Source organism: Amycolatopsis sp. NPDC051045 (assembly GCF_040682955.1).
GTDB lineage: Bacteria > Actinomycetota > Actinomycetes > Mycobacteriales > Pseudonocardiaceae > Amycolatopsis.
In genome coordinates this window covers 1-18,280 of record NZ_JBFBCC010000006.1, presented here as the reverse complement: position 1 = coordinate 18,280, position 18,280 = coordinate 1, and the positions used below count along the sequence as shown (strand labels likewise).

Genomic DNA, 18,280 nt, shown 5'->3' with positions numbered 1-18,280 from the left:
CTTCCGATGAACCGTGCTCGCCCGGCCGCTGCTCTGCCGCTCGCCGTCGCCGGACTCGCGCTGGTCGCGGCCTGCGGGACCAACCCGTACGCCACGTCCGGTGCCGTCCAGCCGGTGGCGCTCGGCGTGCAGCAGCAGCCGGCGAGCGCGGTTCCGGCCGGCTCCGGGGCCGGCCAGGCCCAGCTGGTCGCGTCCACTGTGGAAGGTCTGGGTGCGGTCCTGGCCGACGCCGAAGGCCACACGCTGTACCGTTACGCGAAGGACACGACCGAGCCCACCTGCACCGGTGCGTGCGCGGAAGCCTGGCCGCCGCTGGTCTCCGACGTCCCGGCGCTCGCCGCCGGGGTCGACAGCCGGCTGGTCGGCCTGGTCACCCGGCCCGACGGCCGCAAGCAGGTGACGGTCGGCGGCCGGCCGGTCTACCGGTACGCGAAGGACACCGGGACGGGCGTCGCGCTCGGCCGGGACGTCAGCGCGGACTGGGCGGCGATCACGCCGACGGGGGAGAAGGCGAGCGACGGCCAGCCCGGCGCGGCCACCCTCGGCACCACCGAAATCGACGGCCTCGGTCCTGTCCTCACGGACAGCGATGGCCGCACGCTCTACCTCTTCACCAAGGACGGCAAGGGTTCCGGGAAGTCCACTTGCGACGGAGCCTGTGCGCAGAAGTGGCCCCCGCTGCCCGCCGACGGCCGGATCACCGTCGCCGGCGGCATCGACTCCGGACTGATCGGCCGCATCCGCCGCGCGGACGGCACCAGCCAGGTGACGGTCGGCGGCTGGCCGGTCTACACCTACGCCCGCGACAGCACACCCGGCGAGGCGAACGGCCACGGCGCGGGCGGCACCTGGTACGCCGTGGAACCCGACGGCTGCAAGGCGGACCCGGCCCGCCGGCCCGACGTCCAGCAGGCCGTCGCGACCTCTCCAGCCCCCGGCGGGTACTGACCCGCCCCACGAACCCCGGCCCGGCGGACACTTCCCTCCACCTCACCCCCCGAGTCCGCCGGGCCGGTTGTTTCACCGCAGGAAATGGCGGGACCTGGTCCCGTCTCTCGAGCCCCGGTCCGGTGGACGCTTCCCTCCACCTCACCCCCCCAGTCCACCGGGCCGGGATTCTTCACCCCACACCGATCCGGCTCAGCCGGGTCAGCGAAGGAGGAGACGGCGGGAGTCGCTCCCGCCCGCGAGTTCCGGCCCGGTGGACACTTCCCTCCACCTCACCCCCCCGTCCACCGCGCCGGAACCCTCCCCCCACCCGACCCGCCCCCCATCACGCGAGATACCCGTTCCATCACACGAGATCCGCTCCCAGTCACAAGAGATCCGTCTCCAGTCACACGAGATCCGCGGCTGATCACGCTAGTCACGTCGCGAAGCACGCGACTTCCGTCCCGAAGCCGGCTCCCGGTGCCCGCCCCTCGGTCACCGGCCCGGAATTCGCGACGGCTCCCCGAAACCCCGGTCCCGGGGAATGCTTCCCTCCACCTCACCCCCTCATTCCCCGGACCGGTCAACGCTGCGGTCCCCGTGCTCCGGCACGGGGACCGCGGCCCAGAAGTCGAGCGGCACCCGGCCGGTGCCCCTCCCCGCCGCGTCGAGCAAGCGGCCCATCAGCTTGATGCTCCGCAGCGTCACCGCCCGGCCGGTGATCTCCAGCCACGGCAGCTTCGCCGCCAGCACCGCCTCGACGGAAAGAACGTCGTGCGGCGAAGGCAGCCACACCACCAGCATCAGGTTCGCCGCCCCGGACAGGGCCGCGCACATGCGGACCTCCGGCACCATCGCCAGCGACCGGGCCGTCGTCTCCAGCTTGTCCGGCGGCACCCGCAGCCACAACGTCACCGTGACCGGCGCGGGCGACACCGACCGCGCGATCTCGCAGCGGACGCGGAGCGCCCCACGGGCCAGCAACCCGTCGAGGCGGCGCCGCACGGTCGTCGCCCCGAGGCCGAGCTCGCTCGCCAACGCCGCCGCCGATGCCCGCGCGTCCGCGCCGAGCGCCAGGACCAGTGCCCGGTCCGCGGCGTCGAACCGCAGCGGGGCGCGGTTCTTCGCCGGCTTCCCCGAAAGCGCTTGCCGCTGACCCGGTGAGATCGCCCGCACGCGCCAGCGGCTGCCCTCGGTGAACATCCGCGGGGACAGCGTCGTCCGCACCCGCGCCACGCCGGGCACCGCCGCCACCCGGCCCGCCACGTGCGCCCCGAGCTCCCGCAGGGACGGCGCCACGACGTGGGCGAGCAGGTCGCACGGCCCGGCCACGTACTCGACGGTGGCCACGTGGACGTCGGCAGCCAGCGCGGCGGCGACGGAGAACGCGGCCCCGGGCTCGCACTCGACCTCGACGAAGGCCAGGACCAGCCGCGCGATCAGCTCCCCGCCGGCATAGGCGGTGAGCCAGGCGTCCCCGCGCTCCACGAGCGCGTCCCACCGGCGGGCCGCGGTCACCGCGCCCAGGCCGAGCGCGTGCCCGAGCGTCGACCAGGACGCCCGCGGCGCCGCCTGGAGCGCGTCGACCAGTTTGAGGTCCTGCTCGGCCAACATGGCGGATTCTTCGCTCATCAGACCTCGAAACGGTGGTTTCGGCGGTTTTCCCCGGCCATTGTGCTCGACCCTCGCATGATCGGCAGATGACCCTGCGCTCCGATGCCGCCGCCCTGCTCGACGAGCTGGTCGCCCTCCGCCGCGACCTGCACCGCATCCCCGAGATCGGCCTGCACCTGCCGCGCACCCAGGAGCGGGTGCTGGCGGCGCTGGACGGGCTCGGCCTCGAAACCAGCCTCGGCAAGAACCTCTCGTCGATCACCGCCGTCCTGCGCGGCGGCCGGCCCGGCGGCACCGTCCTCCTGCGCGGCGACATGGACGCGCTCCCGGTCACCGAGGCCGGCGGCGAGGAGTTCACCTCGACGCTCGACGGCGCCATGCACGCCTGCGGCCACGACCTGCACACCGCGGGCCTGGTCGGCGCGGCCCGGCTCCTCGCCGCCCGGCGCGACGACCTGCCCGGCGACGTCGTGTTCATGTTCCAGCCCGGCGAAGAGGGCTGGGACGGCGCCGGCCACATGATCGACGAGGGCGTGCTGACGGCGTCCGGCAAGCACGTCGACGCCGCCTACGGCCTGCACGTCTCGGCCGCGAGCTACGCGAAGGGCCAGTTCGTCGCCCGGCCGGGCACGCTGATGGCGGCGTCGGGTGCCCTCGCGGTCCGCGTCCAGGGCGACGGCGGCCACGGCTCGTCCCCGCACGACGCCCGCGACCCCATCCCGGCGGCCTGCGAGATGGTGACCGCGCTGCAGACGATGGTCACGCGCACCTTCGACGTCTTCGACCCGGTCGTGATCACCGTCGGCTCGTTCCACGCCGGCACGCGCCGCAACATCATCCCGGACGACGCGGTGTTCGAGGCGACGCTGCGGTCGTTCTCGCCGGAAGTCGCGGCGCGGGTGGGGGAGCGCGCGGTGCAGGTGTGCCGCGGGGTCGCCGCCGCGCACGGACTCGACATCGAAGTCGCCTACGAACCCGAGTACCCCGCGACGGTCAACGACGCCGAAGCGTACGAATTCGTGGCCGACACGGTCCGCGACGTCTTCGGCGAGGAGCGCTTCACCGAGATGGCCGATCCGATCACCGGTTCGGAGGACTTCTCCCGCGTTCTCGAACGGGTGCCCGGCGCGTACCTCTTCCTCGGCGCGTGCCCGACGGATCCGGCGACCGCGCCGGACAACCATTCGCCACGGGCCCGGTTCGACGACAGCGTGCTCGGCGACGGTGCCGCGTTGCTGGCCGAACTCGCGGTCCGCCGGCTCGGGCTCCTGGCCGGTGAGCCCGCGCTCGCGCCGGGAAGCTGATTGTCCACAGTGGAGCAAACGGGTGCCCGAGGCGGAGTGACCCGAACGGCGTATTGCGGACGCTGTCGCCGCAGTGGCCGCGGCCGTTCCGGATCGACGACGGCACGGTTGTGCCCGCGAGTACTCTTGCCCTCGTGCTCGGCATCTTCCGGCCGGATCTGCCGGCCACCCTGCTGGGGTTCCTGCGGCGCGTGCCGGTCGGCAAGGGCACGGTGCCGGCCGCCGGCGAGCTCGTCGTCCTCTGGCTGACCTTTGTGGACACTCACCCGGCCGGTACGGTCGACGTGGGCCTGGCGGTTCCGGAACCTTCGCGGGAGGCGGCGTGACGCGCACGGTGTTCACCGGCGGCTCGGTGTTCGACGGCACCGGCGCGGATCCGGCGCCCGCCGACGTCGTCGTCGAGCACGGCCGGATCGTCGAGGTCGGCACGGACCTGGACGGCGACGAGGGCGTCGACTGCGCCGGCACGGTGCTGCTGCCCGGCCTGTTCGACTGCCACGTGCACGTCACGGTGTCGGACATCGGGCTGCTGGCCCGCGTGCAGAAGCCGTTCTCCTACCAGTTCTACGAAGCCGCGCGGAACCTGTGGGCGACGCTCGGGCTGGGCATCACGACGGTCCGCGACGCCGCGGGCGCGGACCTCGGCATCAAGCAGGCGGTGGACGACGGGCTGATCCCGGGGCCGCGGCTGCAGATCTCGGTCGGGCTGATCAGCCCGACCGGCGGCCACGGCGACAGCTGGCACCCGTCGGGGCTCTGCGTCCCGCTGCTCGTGCCGCACCCGGGCCGGCCGGACGCCACGGCCGACGGCCCCGACGAAGTGCGCCGGGTGGCCAGGACGCTGCTGCGTGCGGGCGCCGACGTGCTCAAGGTGTGCACGACCGGCGGCGTGCTTTCCCCCCGAGACGATCCGCGGCATGCGCAGTTCACGCCGGAGGAACTGGACGTCCTGGTCACCGAAGCGGCGATGCAGGGCCGTCCGGTGATGGCGCACGCCCAGGGCGCGGCGGGCATCAAGAACGCGGTCCGGGCCGGGGTCCGTTCGATCGAGCACGGCATCTACCTCGACGACGAGGCGATCGAGCTGATGCTCGGCCACGGCACCTGGCTGGTGCCGACGTTGATCGCCCCGGTCAACGTGGTCCGGGCGGCCGACGCGGGTGTCGACCTCCCGGCGGCCGTGGTGGCGAAGGCCCGCGAAGTGGTGGAGGCCCACCGCGACTCGGTCCGCCGCGCGTACGCGGCGGGGGTCCGGATCGCCATGGGCACGGACAGCGGGGTGGGCCCCCACGGCACGAACCTCGAGGAACTGGCGCTGATGGCGGCGTGCGGCATGACCCCGGGGGACGTGCTGGTGGCGACGACGTCCTCGGCGGCGCGGCTGATGGGCCTGGACGGCGAGCTGGGGCGGATCGAGCCGGGGCTGCGGGCGGACCTCGTCCTGGTGGGCGGCGATCCGTACGACTTCCCGGCACTGGCGTCGAACATCCGGGAGGTCTGGAAGGACGGCACCCGGGTCGTCTGACGCGCTCAGGACTCCGGGTTCAGCAGGTCCTTCAGCGCCGCGGCGAACTTCGCCGGGTTCCGCTGCGGCGCGAGGTGCGCGCCCGGCATCTCCGTGAACGGCAAGCCCAGCTCCAGAGCCAGGATCTTCGCCGGCTGGTAGTGGTAGCGGCCCCGGCTGGTTTCGCCCGCCACCGGGAGGATCTCCGTGCTCGCCTTGCGCAGCGCGCGCAGGTCCGGCAGGTAGTCGAAGAACTCCGTCAGCTCGCGGTCGAACAGCCGGATCCAGTCGGCTTCGTGGGGCAGGCGCAGGTTCGGCAGGTTGGGCAGCGCCGCGCCCGCGATCGCGTCGGCGAAGCGCGTCACCGCGGCCATCAGCTCGCCCGAACGGGCCAGCCGGACCTGTTCCGCCGCCGCTTCGAGCCAGCCGCCCGCGTCCGGCATCAGGTGCACCGCCGGGGGTTCGTGCGCGACGAGGGTCGTGACGCGGTCCGGGTGGCGGGCGACGAGGTCGAGGCCGATCAGCGCGCCCGCGCTCGACCCGAACACCAGCGCCGGGCCGTCGGCGGCGTGGTCCAGCACCGCCAGCGCGTCGTCGGCCTGCAGCGAAACCGGGACCGGGCCCGTGGTGGTGTCGGTGCTGCCGAAGTGGCCGCGCCGGTCGTAGGTGATCACGGTGTAGTCCGCGGACAGCTGCTTCGCCAGCGCGCGGTAGGAATCGCCCGATCCGGTGCCGCCCGCGATCAGCAGCAGCGCCGGGCCCTCGCCGCCGCGGCGGACCAGGAGCTCACCGTTCTCCACCGGGCAACGGCTTTCCGAGATCATGCCCCGAAGTGAAGCACAACCTGTTCGCTGGACGGCGTGGTGGTCGATCCCTACCGTGCGAGGCATGACAGGACGGCGAGCGATCCTCAGCGGGTCGGCTTTCGAAGAACAGATCGGCTACGCCCGCGCGGTGGTCGACGGCGACCGCGTGTACGTCTCGGGCACCACGGGCTTCGACTACACGGCGATGACGATCTCCGACGACGCCGTCGAGCAGGCGGCCCAGTGCCTGCGCAACATCGAGGCGGCGCTGGCCGAGGCGGGCTGCACGTTCGCGGACGTGGTCCGCGTCCGCTACCTGCTGCCGTCCCGCGAGGACTTCGAGCCGTGCTGGCCGGTGCTGCGCAAGGCGTTCGCGGACGTCCGCCCGGCCGCGACGATGCTGGAGTGCGGCCTGGCGGATCCGCGCATGAAGATCGAGATCGAGGTGGACGCCCACCTGCCGGGCTAAAGCCGTTCGATGATGGTCGCCGTGGCGAGCGCGCCGCCCGCGCACATCGTCACCAAGGCCGTCGTTGCGTCCCGGCGCTCCAGTTCGTGCAACGCCGTCGTCAGCAGCCTCGCTCCCGTGCTGCCCACCGGGTGGCCCAGCGCGATCGCGCCGCCGTTGACGTTGACCCGCGCCGGGTCCGGTTCGACGACCTGCTGCCAGGACAGCGCGACCGAGGCGAACGCCTCGTTGACCTCGAACAGATCCACGTCACCCACGGTCATCCCGGCGCGGGAGAGCACGCGTTCCGTCGCGCGGATCGGGCCGTCCAGGTGGTAGTACGGCTCGGCGCCGACCAGGGCTTGGGCGACGATCCGGGCGCGGGGACGCAGGCCCAGCGCCGCCGCCCGGTCCGCGTCCAGCAGGAGCAGGGCCGCCGCGCCGTCGGAGATCTGCGACGACGTGCCCGCCGTGTGGATGCCGTCCTCGACCACCGGCTTGAGCCGGGCCAGGCCTTCCACCGTCGTCTCGCGGAGGCCCTGGTCGCGGCCGACCAGGCGGGTTTCCCCCGTCGGATCGCCGGTGCCGGAGAGGACCGGGGCCTTCACCGGCACCACTTCGCGGTCGAAGTGTCCCGCCGCCCAGGCGGCCGCGGCCTTGTGCTGGGACGCGGCGCCGAACGCGTCGACGTCGTCCCGCGTCAACCCGCGCCGGACCGCGATCCGCTCGGCGGCGCCGTACTGGTTGGGCAGGTCGATCGACCACGACGACGGCCGCGGGGACGCGCCGGCGCGGTTCGTCCCCAACGGCACCCGGCTCATCGCCTCGACCCCGCACGCGACGCCGGTCTCGATGGCGCCGGCCGCGATCAGGCCGGCGACGAGGTGGGTGGCCTGCTGCGCCGAACCGCACTGGGCGTCGATCGTCGTCGCGCCCGCCGTCTCGGGCAGGCCCGCGTGCAGCCACGCCGTGCGCGTGACGTTGTTCGACTGCTCGCCGGCCTGCGTGACGCAGCCGCCGATGAGCTGTTCGACGAGGGCCGGGTCGATCCCGGCGCGGTCCAGCAGGGCGAGCTGCGCGGCGCCCAGCAGCTCGGCCGCGTGCAGGCCGGCGAGCAGCCCGCCCCGCTTGCCGATCGGGGTCCGCACGGCTTCGACGATGACCGGCACGCCCATGTCGTCCCTTTCGTCCACCAACGCTGTTCCGGACAAAACTAGAACGAGTTATCGTTTCGTGCAAGAGTCTGCAGGTTTGGCCCCTTCTTGATCTTTGTCAAGTGAGCAGGTGCTCACCTGGCATCATCGGTCAAGTAAACGGGTTTCACTTTCGGGTCTTCCTTTGGTTAACACCGTATGCTTCAATCCAACCTAGAACGTGTTCCAAGCCGAACCGTGGGAGGCAACGTGGCCGTTCCGCTCATCCCCGCCGGGTTCGACTTCACCGATCCCGATCTCTTGGCCGAGCGACTTCCCGTCGCCGAGTTCGCCGAACTCCGGCGGACCGCCCCGGTGTGGTGGAACCCCCAGAAGCACAACACCGCGGGCTTCCGCGACGACGGGTACTGGGTCGTCTCGCGCCACGCGGACGTCAAGGAGGTCTCGCGCGACAGCACGCTCTACTCGTCGCGGGAGAAGACCGCCATCATCCGCTTCGACGAGAACATGACCGAGGACAACCTCGAAGCGAACCGCCTGGTGCTGCTCAACATGGACGCCCCGCAGCACACCAAGCTGCGGCGGATCGTGTCGAAGGGCTTCACCCCGCGCTCGATCGCCAAGCTCGAGGACACCCTCCGCGACCGCGCGGAGCGGATCGTCACCGAAGCCCGCAAGAAAGGCACCGGGGACTTCGTCACCGATGTCGCGTGCGAGCTGCCGCTGCAGGCGATCGCCGAGCTGATCGGCATCCCGCAGGAGGACCGGCTCAAGATCTTCGACTGGTCCAACCAGATGGTCGCCTACGACGACCCCGAGTACGAGCTCGAGCCCCTGGAGGCATCCACCCAGCTCATCGGCTACGCCTGGAACATGGCCGAGGACCGCCGCAGGTGCCCGATGGACGACATCGTCACGAAGCTGATCCAGGCCGACGTCGACGGCGAAGAGCTCGGCTCCGACGAGTTCGGCTTCTTCGTCATCCTGCTCGCCGTCGCCGGCAACGAGACGACGCGCAACTCCATCACCCACGGCATGAAGGCGCTCCTGGACCACCCGGACCAGTGGGAGCTGTTCAAGGAACAGCGGCCGAAGACCGCGCCCGACGAGATCGTCCGCTGGGCGACCCCGGTGATCGCCTTCCAGCGCACCGCCACCCGCGACACCGAGCTCGGCGGCGCGCACATCCGCAAGGGCGACCGCGTCGGCATGTTCTACAGCTCCGCCAACTTCGACCACGAGGTGTTCCAGGACCCGGAGAAGTTCGACGTCCTCCGCGAGGACAACCCGCACGTCGGGTTCGGCGGCACCGGTTCGCACTACTGCATCGGGGCGAACCTGGCCCGGTTGCAGATCGACCTGATCTTCAACGCCATCGCCGACGTGATGCCGAACATCACCGAGGCTGCGCCCCCGGTCCGGCTGCGGTCGAGCTGGTTGAACGGGATCAAGCACTACCCCGTCCGGTACGCCTGAGGAAGTTCGGCCGCGGGTTCGTCGTGGTCGGGGCCGTCCGCGTCGGTGGCGAAGTGGCCGATGCCCGGGTAGGTGCACACCCGGGCATCGGTGCCCGGTCGCCCGCAGCCGGTCGGCGAAGCGGAGTTCGACGGGCCGCAGCCCCAGCACGGAGCGGAACACCACGATTTCGGTCAGCCGGTGATCCTGCCGGGGATGACATGATGACCCGATGGCCCCGCGAGCGACCGTCGACGTCGAGTTCTCCGTCCGCGTCACCCGGCCCGGGCCTGCGGCGATCTCGGTCGCCGCGGCGCGGGCGGACACCGATGAACTGATCGTGTCGTGGCACGGTGGCAGCCGGCCCGTCGAGTTCGAGCACGGGACCCGCGCCGAGGTCTTCGAGCTGCCGGCCGGCGAGCACCGCGTCACCTACCACGCCGAACGTGAGCTGGCCGACCTCGAACCCGAGCCGGTCACGCTCGCCGACGCCATCGTGTTCACCCGGCCGAGCCGGTACTGCCCGTCCGACCGCATCGCCGGGCTCGTCCCGCCGGAACTGTTCGAGCACACGGAAACCGGGCACCAGGTCGCCGCCGTCGTCCGGCACGTCCACCAGCGACTGTCCTATGTGGTCGGTTCCAGCCGGGGGACCGACGACGCCGTCGACACCCTGCTCGCGGGGGAGGGCGTCTGCCGCGACTTCGCGCACGTCTGCATCACCCTGTGCCGGTTCCTCGACATCCCGGCGCGCTACGTCGGCGTCTACGCGCCCGGGCTGTCGCCGATGGATTTCCACGCCGTCTTCGAGGCTGCGGTCGACGGCCACTGGTACGTGTTCGACGCGACCCGCCTCGCGCCGCGGCAGACCATGCTCCGGATCTCCACCGGCCGCGACGCCGCCGACACCGCCTTCCTCGCCACGCTCGGCGGCGAGCTCGACTTCCTGGGCAGCACGGTGTTCGCGACGACGGACGCCGCACTCCCCGTCGACGACGGGTCCGGGCTGGTCGTCCTCGGCTGAGGCTGGGCACATCGCCTGCGGAAAGACCGCGTGTTGCCTGCGCAAGGACGGCCCCGGCTGGGTAGACAGTCTTCGTGAAGAGTTCCCCCAAGGCCCCGAGCCCCTGGGCCCGGGCCCGCGCCCGGTACCGGTGGCTGGACCACATCGCCCGCGCGACCAACCGCTACATCGACTCCGGCGGTTACCACTACGTCGCCTCGATCACCTACTTCAGCCTGCTGTCGCTGGTGCCGCTGCTGATGGTCGCCTCGTCGGTCGCCGGGTTCGTGCTGGCCAGCCAGCCGCACCTGCTCGACACGATGGTGCACTCGATCGTCAGCACGCTGCCCGGCGCGCTCGGCGACAAGGCCACCGACCTGCTCACCGGCTTCGTCGACCAGCGGACCAGCGTCGGGGCGTTCGGGCTGGCCATCGGCCTCTACTCGGGCTGGAACTGGATGAACGCGCTGCGGGACTCCCTGACGGCGCTGTGGGGGCAGAACCGGTCCGACCAGTCGCTGCTGCGGCTCATCGCCGTCGACCTGCTCGCCCTGCTCGGTCTGAGCGCGGCACTGCTGGTGTCGTTCACGCTCACCATCTCCGGCACCGCGCTCGGCGGCTACCTGCTCCGGCTCGTCGGCCTCGACGACACCAGCTGGGGGCACCGGCTCGTCTCCGTGTCCTCGGTGCCGCTGTCGCTGGCCGCCGACTGGCTGGTGTTCCTCTGGGTGCTGACCCGGCTGCCGCGGCAGCCGGTGGGTGTGCGCAGCGCGGTGCGCGGCGCGGTCGCCCTGGCCGTCGGGTTCGAGGCGCTCAAGCTGGCCGGCGGGTTCTACCTCCGGCTGATCGGCGACTCGCCGACCGGCATCGCGTTCGGCTCGGTGATCGGCCTGATCTTCTTCATCTCCCTGGTCGCGCGGATGCTCGTCTACGTCACGGCGTGGACCGCGACCGGCTCGGACGCGCCCCCGAAGCCGGTCCAGCCACCGCCGCCGGTGGTGCTGGAGCCGGTGGTCGTGGTGGACCCGCCGGTCGCGGTGCCCGCCACGGCCGGCGTGGTCACCGGAGTGATCGGGACGCTGCTCGCGCTGCGGTGGCGCCGCTCCCGGCGGTGAGCGCCCCTTTCACGGGAAAGTGACGTCAGGCCGGTTTCTCCGAGCCCACGAGCCACATCGAGAAGTACTGCGACCCGCCGCCGTAGGCGTGCCCGAGCGCGCGGCGTGCGCCGTCCACCTGGTAGTCGCCGGCCCGGCCCATGACCTGCTTCGCGGCTTCGGAGAACCGGAGCATGCCGGACGCGCCGATCGGGTTGGACGAGAGCACCCCGCCGGACGGGTTGCACGGCAGCCGCCCGCCGATCGCCGTCTCCCCGGCCTCGGTGACCTTCCAGCCCTCGCCTTCGGGGGCGAAGCCGAGGTTCTCCAGCCACATCGGCTCGAACCAGGAGAACGGCACGTAGATCTCGGCGACGTCCACTTCGGACATCGGGTCGGTGATGCCCGCCTCGGCCCAGAGCGCGGCCGCGGCTTCGCGCCCGGCCCGCGGGTTCACCTGGTCGCGGCCGGCGAACGTGGTCGGCTCGGTGCGCATCGCCGTCGCGTGGATCCAGGCGGCGCCGCCCTCGACGGCGTCCCCGGCGGCTTCGTCGCCGAGCACCATCGCGCACGCCCCGTCGGACGACGGGCACGTCTCGTCGTAGCGGATCGGGTCCCACAGCATCTGCGACTTGCGCACCGACTCGACGGTGATGTCCGGCTGCTGCAGGTGCGCGAAGGGGTTCAGGGCGCCGTTGCGCCGGTCCTTCGCCGCGACGATCGCCCCGACGTGCTCGGGCGCGCCCGAGCGGCGGATGTAGGAGCGCACGTGCGGCGCGAAGTAGCCGCCCGCGCCGGCCCCGACCGGCATCTGGAACGGCGGCAGGATCGACAGGCCCCACATCGCGTTCGACTCGGACTGCTTCTCGTAGGCCACCGTGAGCACCCGCCGGTGCACGCCCGCCTGCACCAGTGAGGCCGCGACCAGTGCCGTCGACCCGCCCACCGAACCGGCGGTGTGCACGCGCAGCAACGGCTTCCCGGTCGCGCCCAGCGCGTCGGCGAGGAACAGCTCGGGCATCATCACGCCCTCGAACAGGTCCGGTGCCTTGCCGAGCACGACGGCGTCGATGTCGGCCCACTCCACCTGGGCGTCGGTCATCGCGCGGTCGATCGCCTCGCGCAGCAGGCCGGGCATGGAGACGTCGGCGCGCTTGGCGCGGTGGTGCGTCTGGCCGGTGCCGAGCACGGCGGTGAGCTGCTTGGTCATCGGGCCTCCAGCACGGTCACCAGGTTTTGTTGCAGGGCCGGGCCGCTCGTCGCGTGGGCCACGGCCTTGCGGGATTCGCCGCGGTGGATCCGGATCGCCGCTTCGCCGATCCGGGCCAGCCCGGCGGAAAACATCGGGTTCGCGGCCAGCGCCCCACCGGAGGGGTTGATCCGCACGCCGTCGCCGAGCCCGAGCGCGCTCCGCAGGATGAGCTCCTGGTGCGTGAAGGGTGCGTGCAGTTCGGCGAGGTCGACGCCGTCGAGGTCCAAAGCCCGGCCCGCCGCCTCGGTGGACGGCGAGCGCGTGAGGTCGCGGGCGCCGAGCACGGGGGAGTCGACGCGGTGCTCGATGCCCGTGATCACCGCCGGGTGCTCGACGATCTCCCGCGCCCGCTCCACAGTGGACAGGACGATCACGGCGGCGCCGTCGGTGATCGGGGCGATGTCGTGCTTGCGCAACGGGTCCGCGAAGTACGGCGTGTCGAGCAGTTCGGTGACGTCGGTGCCCGTGCCGCGCGCGGCGACCTCGGCGAGGTCCTTTTCGGACCAGAGCCCGGCCTCCAGGCCCAGCCGCGCCTGGATTCCGGCGATCGAGATCGAGTCCGGCCACAGGGGGGTGACGACGTACGGGTCGAGCTGCAGGGCGAGCACCCGGCGCAGCTGCCCGGCGCTGGACTTGCCGAAGCCGTAGACGAGCGCGGTTTCGACCTCGCCCATCTTGATCTTCAGCCACGCCTCGTACAACGCCCAGGCGGCGTCCATCTCGACGTGCGACTCGTGGATCGGCGGGAACGCGCCGATCGCGTCGACGGCGGCGATGAAGGAGAACGCGCGCCCGGCCAGGTAGTCCGAGGAACCGGAGCACCAGAACCCGATGTCCTGTTTGGACAGGCCGGTCTGCGCGAAGACCTCGGCGAAGATCGGGACGAGCATCTCCACGCCATTGGTGGTACCTGGAGTTTCGCGGACGTTGGGGGCCTTCGCGAAGCCCGCGATCGCGACGTCTGGCATCAGGACCTCACAGGTGGTGGGCGAAGGTTTCGTAAGCCGCGTCGGGCTCACCGGTCGGCTCGAAGTGGCTGATGTTCTCCAGCGACGTCCACCACTCGTCGCGCGGCTTCCAGGCGGCGCGTACCCGCATCCCCATCTTGACGTCTTCGGCGGCGCAGCCGAGGACGAGGTGGAGGAAGGCGATGTCGGCGCCGTCGAGCAGGATGTACGCGGCGACGTACGGCGGCTTGATCCGCTGGCCCAGGAACGGGACGTTGACGATGCAGAACGTGGTGACGGTGCCGGTGTCGGGGAGCTCGACCTCCTCGGTCGTCGGCACGCCGTCGGTCGGGCAGGCGCCGCGCGGCGGGATGTAGACCTTGGCGCAGGCGGGGCAGCGCTGGCCGATCAGTCTCCCCTCGGCGAGCCCGCGCAGGTAGGTGCTCTCCTCGGGCGAGGCGGAGTGCATGTACCGCAGGTGCACCGGGGTGATGACGATGCTGACCGGCGCACCTTCGGCGCGTTCGGCGACCGGGGGAGCGGGTTCGGTGGGTGTGGTGTCCTCGGCGTCCACCGGCAGGAAGTAGGCGATGTCGCGGATGTGCCCGACGACCTCGTCGGCCCAGCGCACGCGCACCCGCTGTCCACTGTGGATGTTCTCCGGCGAGCCGGCGTCGACCGCGTGCAGCATCGCGGTGTCGGCGCCGTCGAGGCGGACCAGCGCCCAGGCGAACGGCCGGCTCAGCGGCTGGCCGTCCAGCGGACGCGGGCACCACGACCAGGAGACGACGGTGCCCTCTTCGCTCACCGGGACGAACTCGCCGAGCTGTTCGGCGGTCACGGGGTCGTACTCGACCGGCGGGACGTGCACCCGGCCGTCGCTGCCGCGGATGCCTTCGATGCGGCGTTCACGCAGCGCGTTGACGAACCGGCCGAGGACGGGCCCGGTCGAGCGGGTGTAGTCGAAGCCGACGTTCAGCGGTGCCGCAAGCGGTGTCTCGGTCACGTCCTTGAGTGAAACACGTTCTCGATTCGGCGGCAAGATTCCTTCGCGGACTGGTTCGACTAGAAGTGGAACGTGTTCTAACTCAGTGACCGCGGAAGTCCGGCTTCCGCTTCTCCGAGAACGCCCGCGGTCCCTCCTTGGCGTCCTCCGACGCGAAGACCTCGATGCCGTACTGCGAGTCCAGCTTGAACGCCTCTTCCTCGTGGAGCCCCTCCGTGTCGCGCATCGTCCGGAGGATGGCCCGCACTGCGAGGGGGCCGTTCGCGTTCACGAGTGAAGCCAGCTCGAGCGCCTTCGTCAGCGCGGAGCCGTCCGGGACGACGTGGCCGATCAAGCCGATGGCCTGGGCTTCCGAAGCGGTGAGGTGGCGGCCGGTCAGCAGGATGTCCGCGGCCACCGTGTACGGGATCTGGCGCGGCAGCCGCACCGCCGACCCGCCCATCGGGAACAGTCCCCACCGGGCCTCCGAGACCCCGAAGCGAGCCGACTCGCCCGCCACCCGGATGTCCGTGCCCTGGAGGATCTCGGTGCCGCCCGCGATGGCCGGCCCCTCGACCGCCGCGATCAGCGGCTTCGTCAGACGGCGGCCCTTCAGGAGCCCCGGGATGCGCGAAGGGTCGAACTTGCCCGCGGCGAACGACTCCGAAGGAGAGCTCCGGGACATCGACTTCAGGTCCGCGCCCGCGCAGAACGCGCCGCCCGCGCCGGTCAGGATGCAGCTGCGGATCGAGTCGTCGGAATCGACGCGGTCCCAGGCCGAGACCATGATCTCCATCATCTCGCCGGTGATCGCGTTGCGCGCCTCGGGCCGGTTCATCGTGACGACCAGCGTCTGCCCCTCTTGCGAAACCAGCGCGTGCGGTTCACCCACGAAAACCTCCTGAAGGAGCAGTGCCATTGCCCGGAACGATAACATGTTCTACTTTGAGGGCGTGGCACTCAACATCGCGGATCTTCTGGAGCACGCCGTCGACGCCGTGCCGGAGCGCGTCGCGGTCGTGTGCGGCGACCGGCAAGTCACCTTCGCCGAACTGGAGGCGCGGGCCAACCGGCTCGCCCACCACCTCGCTGCGCACGGCGTGGGACGCGGGTCCCACATCGGGGTTTACTCCCGCAATTCGATCGAGGCCCTGGAGGCGATGGTCGCGGCGTACAAGCTGCGGGCGATCGCCGTCAACGTCAACTACCGCTACGTCCACGGCGAGCTCGTGTACCTGTTCAACGACGCCGAGATCGTCGCGCTGGTGCACGAACGCGGCTACGCCGACAAGGTCGCCGCCGTCCTGCCCGAGGCGCCGAAACTGAAACACGTTGTCGTGATCGACGACGGCCGGGACGGCGACTACGAGAGCTACGGGGGCGTCGACTACGAATCGGCCCTCGAAGCACGAAGCCCCGAGCGCGATTTCGAGGAGCGCAGCGGCGACGACCTCTACATCCTCTACACCGGCGGCACCACGGGCTACCCGAAGGGCGTGCTCTGGCGGCAGGAGGACGTCTGGCGCGCGCTCGGCGGCGGGATCAACTTCGTCACCGGCGAGTACGTCCCGGACGAATGGACGCTCGCCGAGCAGGGCAAGGCCGGGAGCCTGACCCGGCTGCCCGCCGCGCCGCTGATCCACGGCGCCGCGCAGTGGGCCGCGTTCGGCGCGCTGTTCACCGGCAGTCCCGTGGTCTTCGTGCCCCGCTTCGACGCCCACGAGATCTGGAAAGCCGTGCAGGAGCACAAGGTCCAGGTCCTCACGATCGTCGGCGACGCGATGGCGCGGCCGCTCATCGAGGCTTACCGCGAAGGGGACTACGACGCTTCGTCGATCGTCGCCGTGTCGAGCCACGCCGCGCTGTTCTCGCAGTCGGTGAAGCAGGAGTTCGTCGAGCTGGTCCCGAACGCCGTCATCACCGACGCCATCGGCTCGTCGGAAAGCGGCTTCACCGGGATCGGCATGGTGGCCAAGGGGTCCGACCACAGCGCCGGCCCGCGGGTGAACTTCGGGCTGGACGCCATCCTGCTCGACGACGACGGCAACGTGGTGGAGAAGAAGGCCGGCGCCGTCGGGCTGATCGGCCGCCGCGGGCACGTCCCGCTCGGCTACTACGGCGATCCCGAGAAGAGCAAGAAGATCTTCGTCGAGGTCGACGGCGTCCGGTACGTCGTCCCGGGCGACTACGCCCGCTACGAAGAGGACGGCACCGTCACGCTGCTCGGCCGCGGCTCCCAGTGCGTCAACACCGGCGGCGAGAAGGTCTACCCGGAAGAGGTCGAAGGGGCGCTCAAGTCGCACCCCGACGTCTTCGACGCGCTCGTCATCGGCGTCCCGGACGAGCGGCTCGGCCAGCGCGTCGCCGCCGTCGTCCAGCTGCGCGAGGGCACCGAGCCGGACCTCGCCGCCCTCGAGGAGCACGTCCGCGGCGAGATCGCCGGCTACAAGGTGCCGCGGACCGTCTGGCTGGCCGACGAGATCGGCCGCTCACCCAGCGGCAAGCCGGACTACCCGTGGGCCCAGCGCTACGCCGCCGAGCACGAACCGGCCGCGGCCCAGCCCGTCTGAGGAGGACAACCAGCGTGCGGACACCCCTGTGCGACCGGCTCGGCATCGACCTGCCGATCATCGGGTTCACCCCGTCCGAGCACGTCGCCGCGGCGCTCAGCCGCGCCGGCGGCCTCGGCGTGCTCGGCTGCGTGCGGTTCAACGACGCCGCCGAGCTCGACCGGGTGCTCACCTGGATGGACGAGAACACCGGTGGCAAGCCGTACGGCGTCGACATCGTCATGCCGGCGAAGGTGCCCGCCGAGGGCACGCAGGTCGACCTCGCGAAGCTGATCCCGGACGGCCACCGCGCGTTCGTCGACCGGGTGCTTCGCGACCTCGCCGTGCCGCCGCTCCCGGACGACACCGACGAGCGCGCGGGCGTGCTCGGCTGGCTGCACTCGGTCGCCCGGTCGCACGTCGAGGTCGCGCTGAACCACCCGATCAAGCTGATCGCCAACGCGCTCGGCTCGCCGCCGGCGGACGTCATCGCCCAGTGCCACGACCGCGGGGTACCGGTCGCGGCACTCGCCGGCAAGGCCGAGCACGCGGTCCGGCACGTCGAAAACGGCGTCGACTTCGTGGTGGCGCAGGGCTACGAAGCCGGCGGGCACACCGGCGAGATCGCGTCCATGGTGCTGGTGCCGGAGATCGTCGACGCCGTCGACGTGCCGGTGCTCGCCGCGGGCGGAATCGGTTCCGGCCGGCAGATGGCCGCGGCGCTGGCGCTCGGCGCGGCCGGCGTCTGGATGGGGTCGATGTGGCTCGCCACGGAGGAGTACCTGCAGACGATGGGTGAGTCGGTGGCGATGCAGCAGGCGCTCGTCGCGGCGTCGTCGTCGGACACCGTGCGGACGCGGATCTACACCGGCAAGCCCGCCCGGCTGCTGAAGACCCGGTGGACCGAGGCGTGGGCCGCGCCGGACGCGCCCGAGCCGCTGCCGATGCCGCTGCAGAACCTGCTGGTTTCCCCCGCGCACAACCGGATCCACGCGGCGAACGACCCGAGCGTGGTCTCGATGCCGGTCGGGCAGATCGTCGGCCGGATGAACCGGGTCCGCCCGGTCGCCGAAGTCGTCGCCGAGCTCGTCTCCGGCTACGAAGAGGCACTGTCCCGGTTGGACAAGACGCGCTGAAAAGCCGTGAATGCCAGGCGGATTCACGCGGTGGTTGCAACACCTGTCGTTTGTTGATCTAACAGTAGCTTCGTGAGGGCCTCGGCTGGCGTTCGCCAG

17 protein-coding genes are annotated in these 18,280 nt (G+C 71.6%); 10 read left to right on the top strand and 7 right to left on the bottom strand.

All coding sequences use genetic code 11. The features are described from left to right. Positions 1–6 precede the first annotated feature (6 nt). Positions 7–948, top strand: coding sequence for an SCO0930 family lipoprotein (locus tag AB0M80_RS16455; protein ID WP_364564843.1), 942 nt, complete (start codon positions 7–9; stop codon positions 946–948). 549 nt (positions 949–1,497) lie between these two features. Here the strand turns inward: AB0M80_RS16455 and AB0M80_RS16450 are convergent. Then, positions 1,498–2,562, bottom strand: a complete 1,065-nt coding sequence (locus AB0M80_RS16450; RefSeq protein WP_364564841.1) for an Lrp/AsnC family transcriptional regulator — start codon at positions 2,560–2,562, stop codon at positions 1,498–1,500. 68 nt (positions 2,563–2,630) lie between these two features. Between AB0M80_RS16450 and AB0M80_RS16445 the strand changes: the two genes are divergently transcribed. The 3 genes from AB0M80_RS16445 (at position 2,631) to AB0M80_RS16435 (ending at position 5,373) form a co-directional block, all read left to right on the top strand. Next, entirely contained in the window at positions 2,631–3,848 is a 1,218-nt protein-coding gene (locus tag AB0M80_RS16445) for a M20 family metallopeptidase (RefSeq protein ID WP_364564839.1), read from the top strand. A 134-nt stretch (positions 3,849–3,982) separates the two neighbouring features. After that, complete coding sequence (locus tag AB0M80_RS16440; protein ID WP_364564836.1) at positions 3,983–4,174, top strand: hypothetical protein; 192 nt, start codon at positions 3,983–3,985, stop codon at positions 4,172–4,174. Further along, positions 4,171–5,373, top strand: coding sequence for an amidohydrolase family protein (locus AB0M80_RS16435; RefSeq protein ID WP_364564834.1), 1,203 nt, complete (start codon positions 4,171–4,173; stop codon positions 5,371–5,373). Before AB0M80_RS16440 ends, AB0M80_RS16435 begins: the two co-directional genes overlap by 4 nt. A gap of 5 nt (positions 5,374–5,378) precedes the next feature. Here the strand turns inward: AB0M80_RS16435 and AB0M80_RS16430 are convergent, their stop codons facing one another. After that, positions 5,379–6,176 carry an alpha/beta hydrolase gene (locus AB0M80_RS16430; RefSeq protein WP_364564832.1) on the bottom strand — a complete coding sequence of 266 codons (798 nt, stop codon included), beginning with the start codon at positions 6,174–6,176 and terminating at the stop codon, positions 5,379–5,381. A 64-nt stretch (positions 6,177–6,240) separates the two neighbouring features. On the opposite strand from AB0M80_RS16430, the gene AB0M80_RS16425 reads away from it, so the two are divergent. Continuing rightward, positions 6,241–6,627 (top strand): RidA family protein, encoded by a 387-nt coding sequence (locus AB0M80_RS16425; protein ID WP_364564829.1) that lies wholly within the window; start codon positions 6,241–6,243, stop codon positions 6,625–6,627. Here AB0M80_RS16425 and AB0M80_RS16420 read toward each other — a convergent pair. Then, positions 6,624–7,781, bottom strand: a complete 1,158-nt coding sequence (locus AB0M80_RS16420; protein WP_364565761.1) for a steroid 3-ketoacyl-CoA thiolase — start codon at positions 7,779–7,781, stop codon at positions 6,624–6,626. The genes AB0M80_RS16425 and AB0M80_RS16420 overlap by 4 nt on opposite strands. 228 nt (positions 7,782–8,009) lie before the next feature. Here AB0M80_RS16420 and AB0M80_RS16415 point away from each other — a divergent pair, with 228 nt between their 5' ends. The 3 genes from AB0M80_RS16415 to AB0M80_RS16405 all read left to right on the top strand — a co-directional run bounded on the left by AB0M80_RS16415 (position 8,010) and on the right by AB0M80_RS16405 (position 11,333). Beyond that, the gene (locus AB0M80_RS16415) at positions 8,010–9,236 is read left to right on the top strand and encodes a cytochrome P450 (RefSeq protein ID WP_364564826.1); all 1,227 of its coding nucleotides are present in this window, start codon (positions 8,010–8,012) and stop codon (positions 9,234–9,236) included. Between the two features lie 211 nt (positions 9,237–9,447). Further along, positions 9,448–10,239, top strand: a complete 792-nt coding sequence (locus AB0M80_RS16410; protein WP_364564824.1) for a transglutaminase family protein — start codon at positions 9,448–9,450, stop codon at positions 10,237–10,239. 74 nt (positions 10,240–10,313) lie between these two features. Further along, a complete protein-coding gene (locus AB0M80_RS16405; protein WP_364564822.1) occupies positions 10,314–11,333 on the top strand; it encodes a YhjD/YihY/BrkB family envelope integrity protein in 1,020 nt (339 codons plus the stop codon). Positions 11,334–11,358: 25 nt separating this feature from the next. Here the strand turns inward: AB0M80_RS16405 and AB0M80_RS16400 are convergent, their stop codons facing one another. The 4 genes from AB0M80_RS16400 to AB0M80_RS16385 all read right to left on the bottom strand — a co-directional run bounded on the left by AB0M80_RS16400 (position 11,359) and on the right by AB0M80_RS16385 (position 15,388). After that, on the bottom strand, positions 11,359–12,522 hold the full coding sequence (locus tag AB0M80_RS16400) for a thiolase domain-containing protein (protein WP_364564819.1): 1,164 nt from the start codon (positions 12,520–12,522) through the stop codon (positions 11,359–11,361). Beyond that, positions 12,519–13,532, bottom strand: a complete 1,014-nt coding sequence (locus tag AB0M80_RS16395; RefSeq protein ID WP_364564817.1) for a thiolase domain-containing protein — start codon at positions 13,530–13,532, stop codon at positions 12,519–12,521. Before AB0M80_RS16395 ends, AB0M80_RS16400 begins: the two co-directional genes overlap by 4 nt. Before the next feature lie 7 nt (positions 13,533–13,539). Next, the gene (locus tag AB0M80_RS16390) at positions 13,540–14,517 is read right to left on the bottom strand and encodes an OB-fold domain-containing protein (RefSeq protein ID WP_364564815.1); all 978 of its coding nucleotides are present in this window, start codon (positions 14,515–14,517) and stop codon (positions 13,540–13,542) included. Between the two features lie 82 nt (positions 14,518–14,599). Further along, complete coding sequence (locus AB0M80_RS16385) at positions 14,600–15,388, bottom strand: crotonase/enoyl-CoA hydratase family protein (RefSeq protein WP_364564813.1); 789 nt, start codon at positions 15,386–15,388, stop codon at positions 14,600–14,602. Positions 15,389–15,449: 61 nt separating this feature from the next. Between AB0M80_RS16385 and AB0M80_RS16380 the strand changes: the two genes are divergently transcribed. Together AB0M80_RS16380 and AB0M80_RS16375 are read left to right on the top strand one after the other, a co-directional pair. Further along, positions 15,450–17,066, top strand: coding sequence for an acyl-CoA synthetase (locus AB0M80_RS16380; RefSeq protein ID WP_364564810.1), 1,617 nt, complete (start codon positions 15,450–15,452; stop codon positions 17,064–17,066). Positions 17,067–17,080: 14 nt separating this feature from the next. Next, the gene (locus tag AB0M80_RS16375) at positions 17,081–18,181 is read left to right on the top strand and encodes a nitronate monooxygenase family protein (protein WP_364564808.1); all 1,101 of its coding nucleotides are present in this window, start codon (positions 17,081–17,083) and stop codon (positions 18,179–18,181) included. Positions 18,182–18,280: the final 99 nt, after the last annotated feature.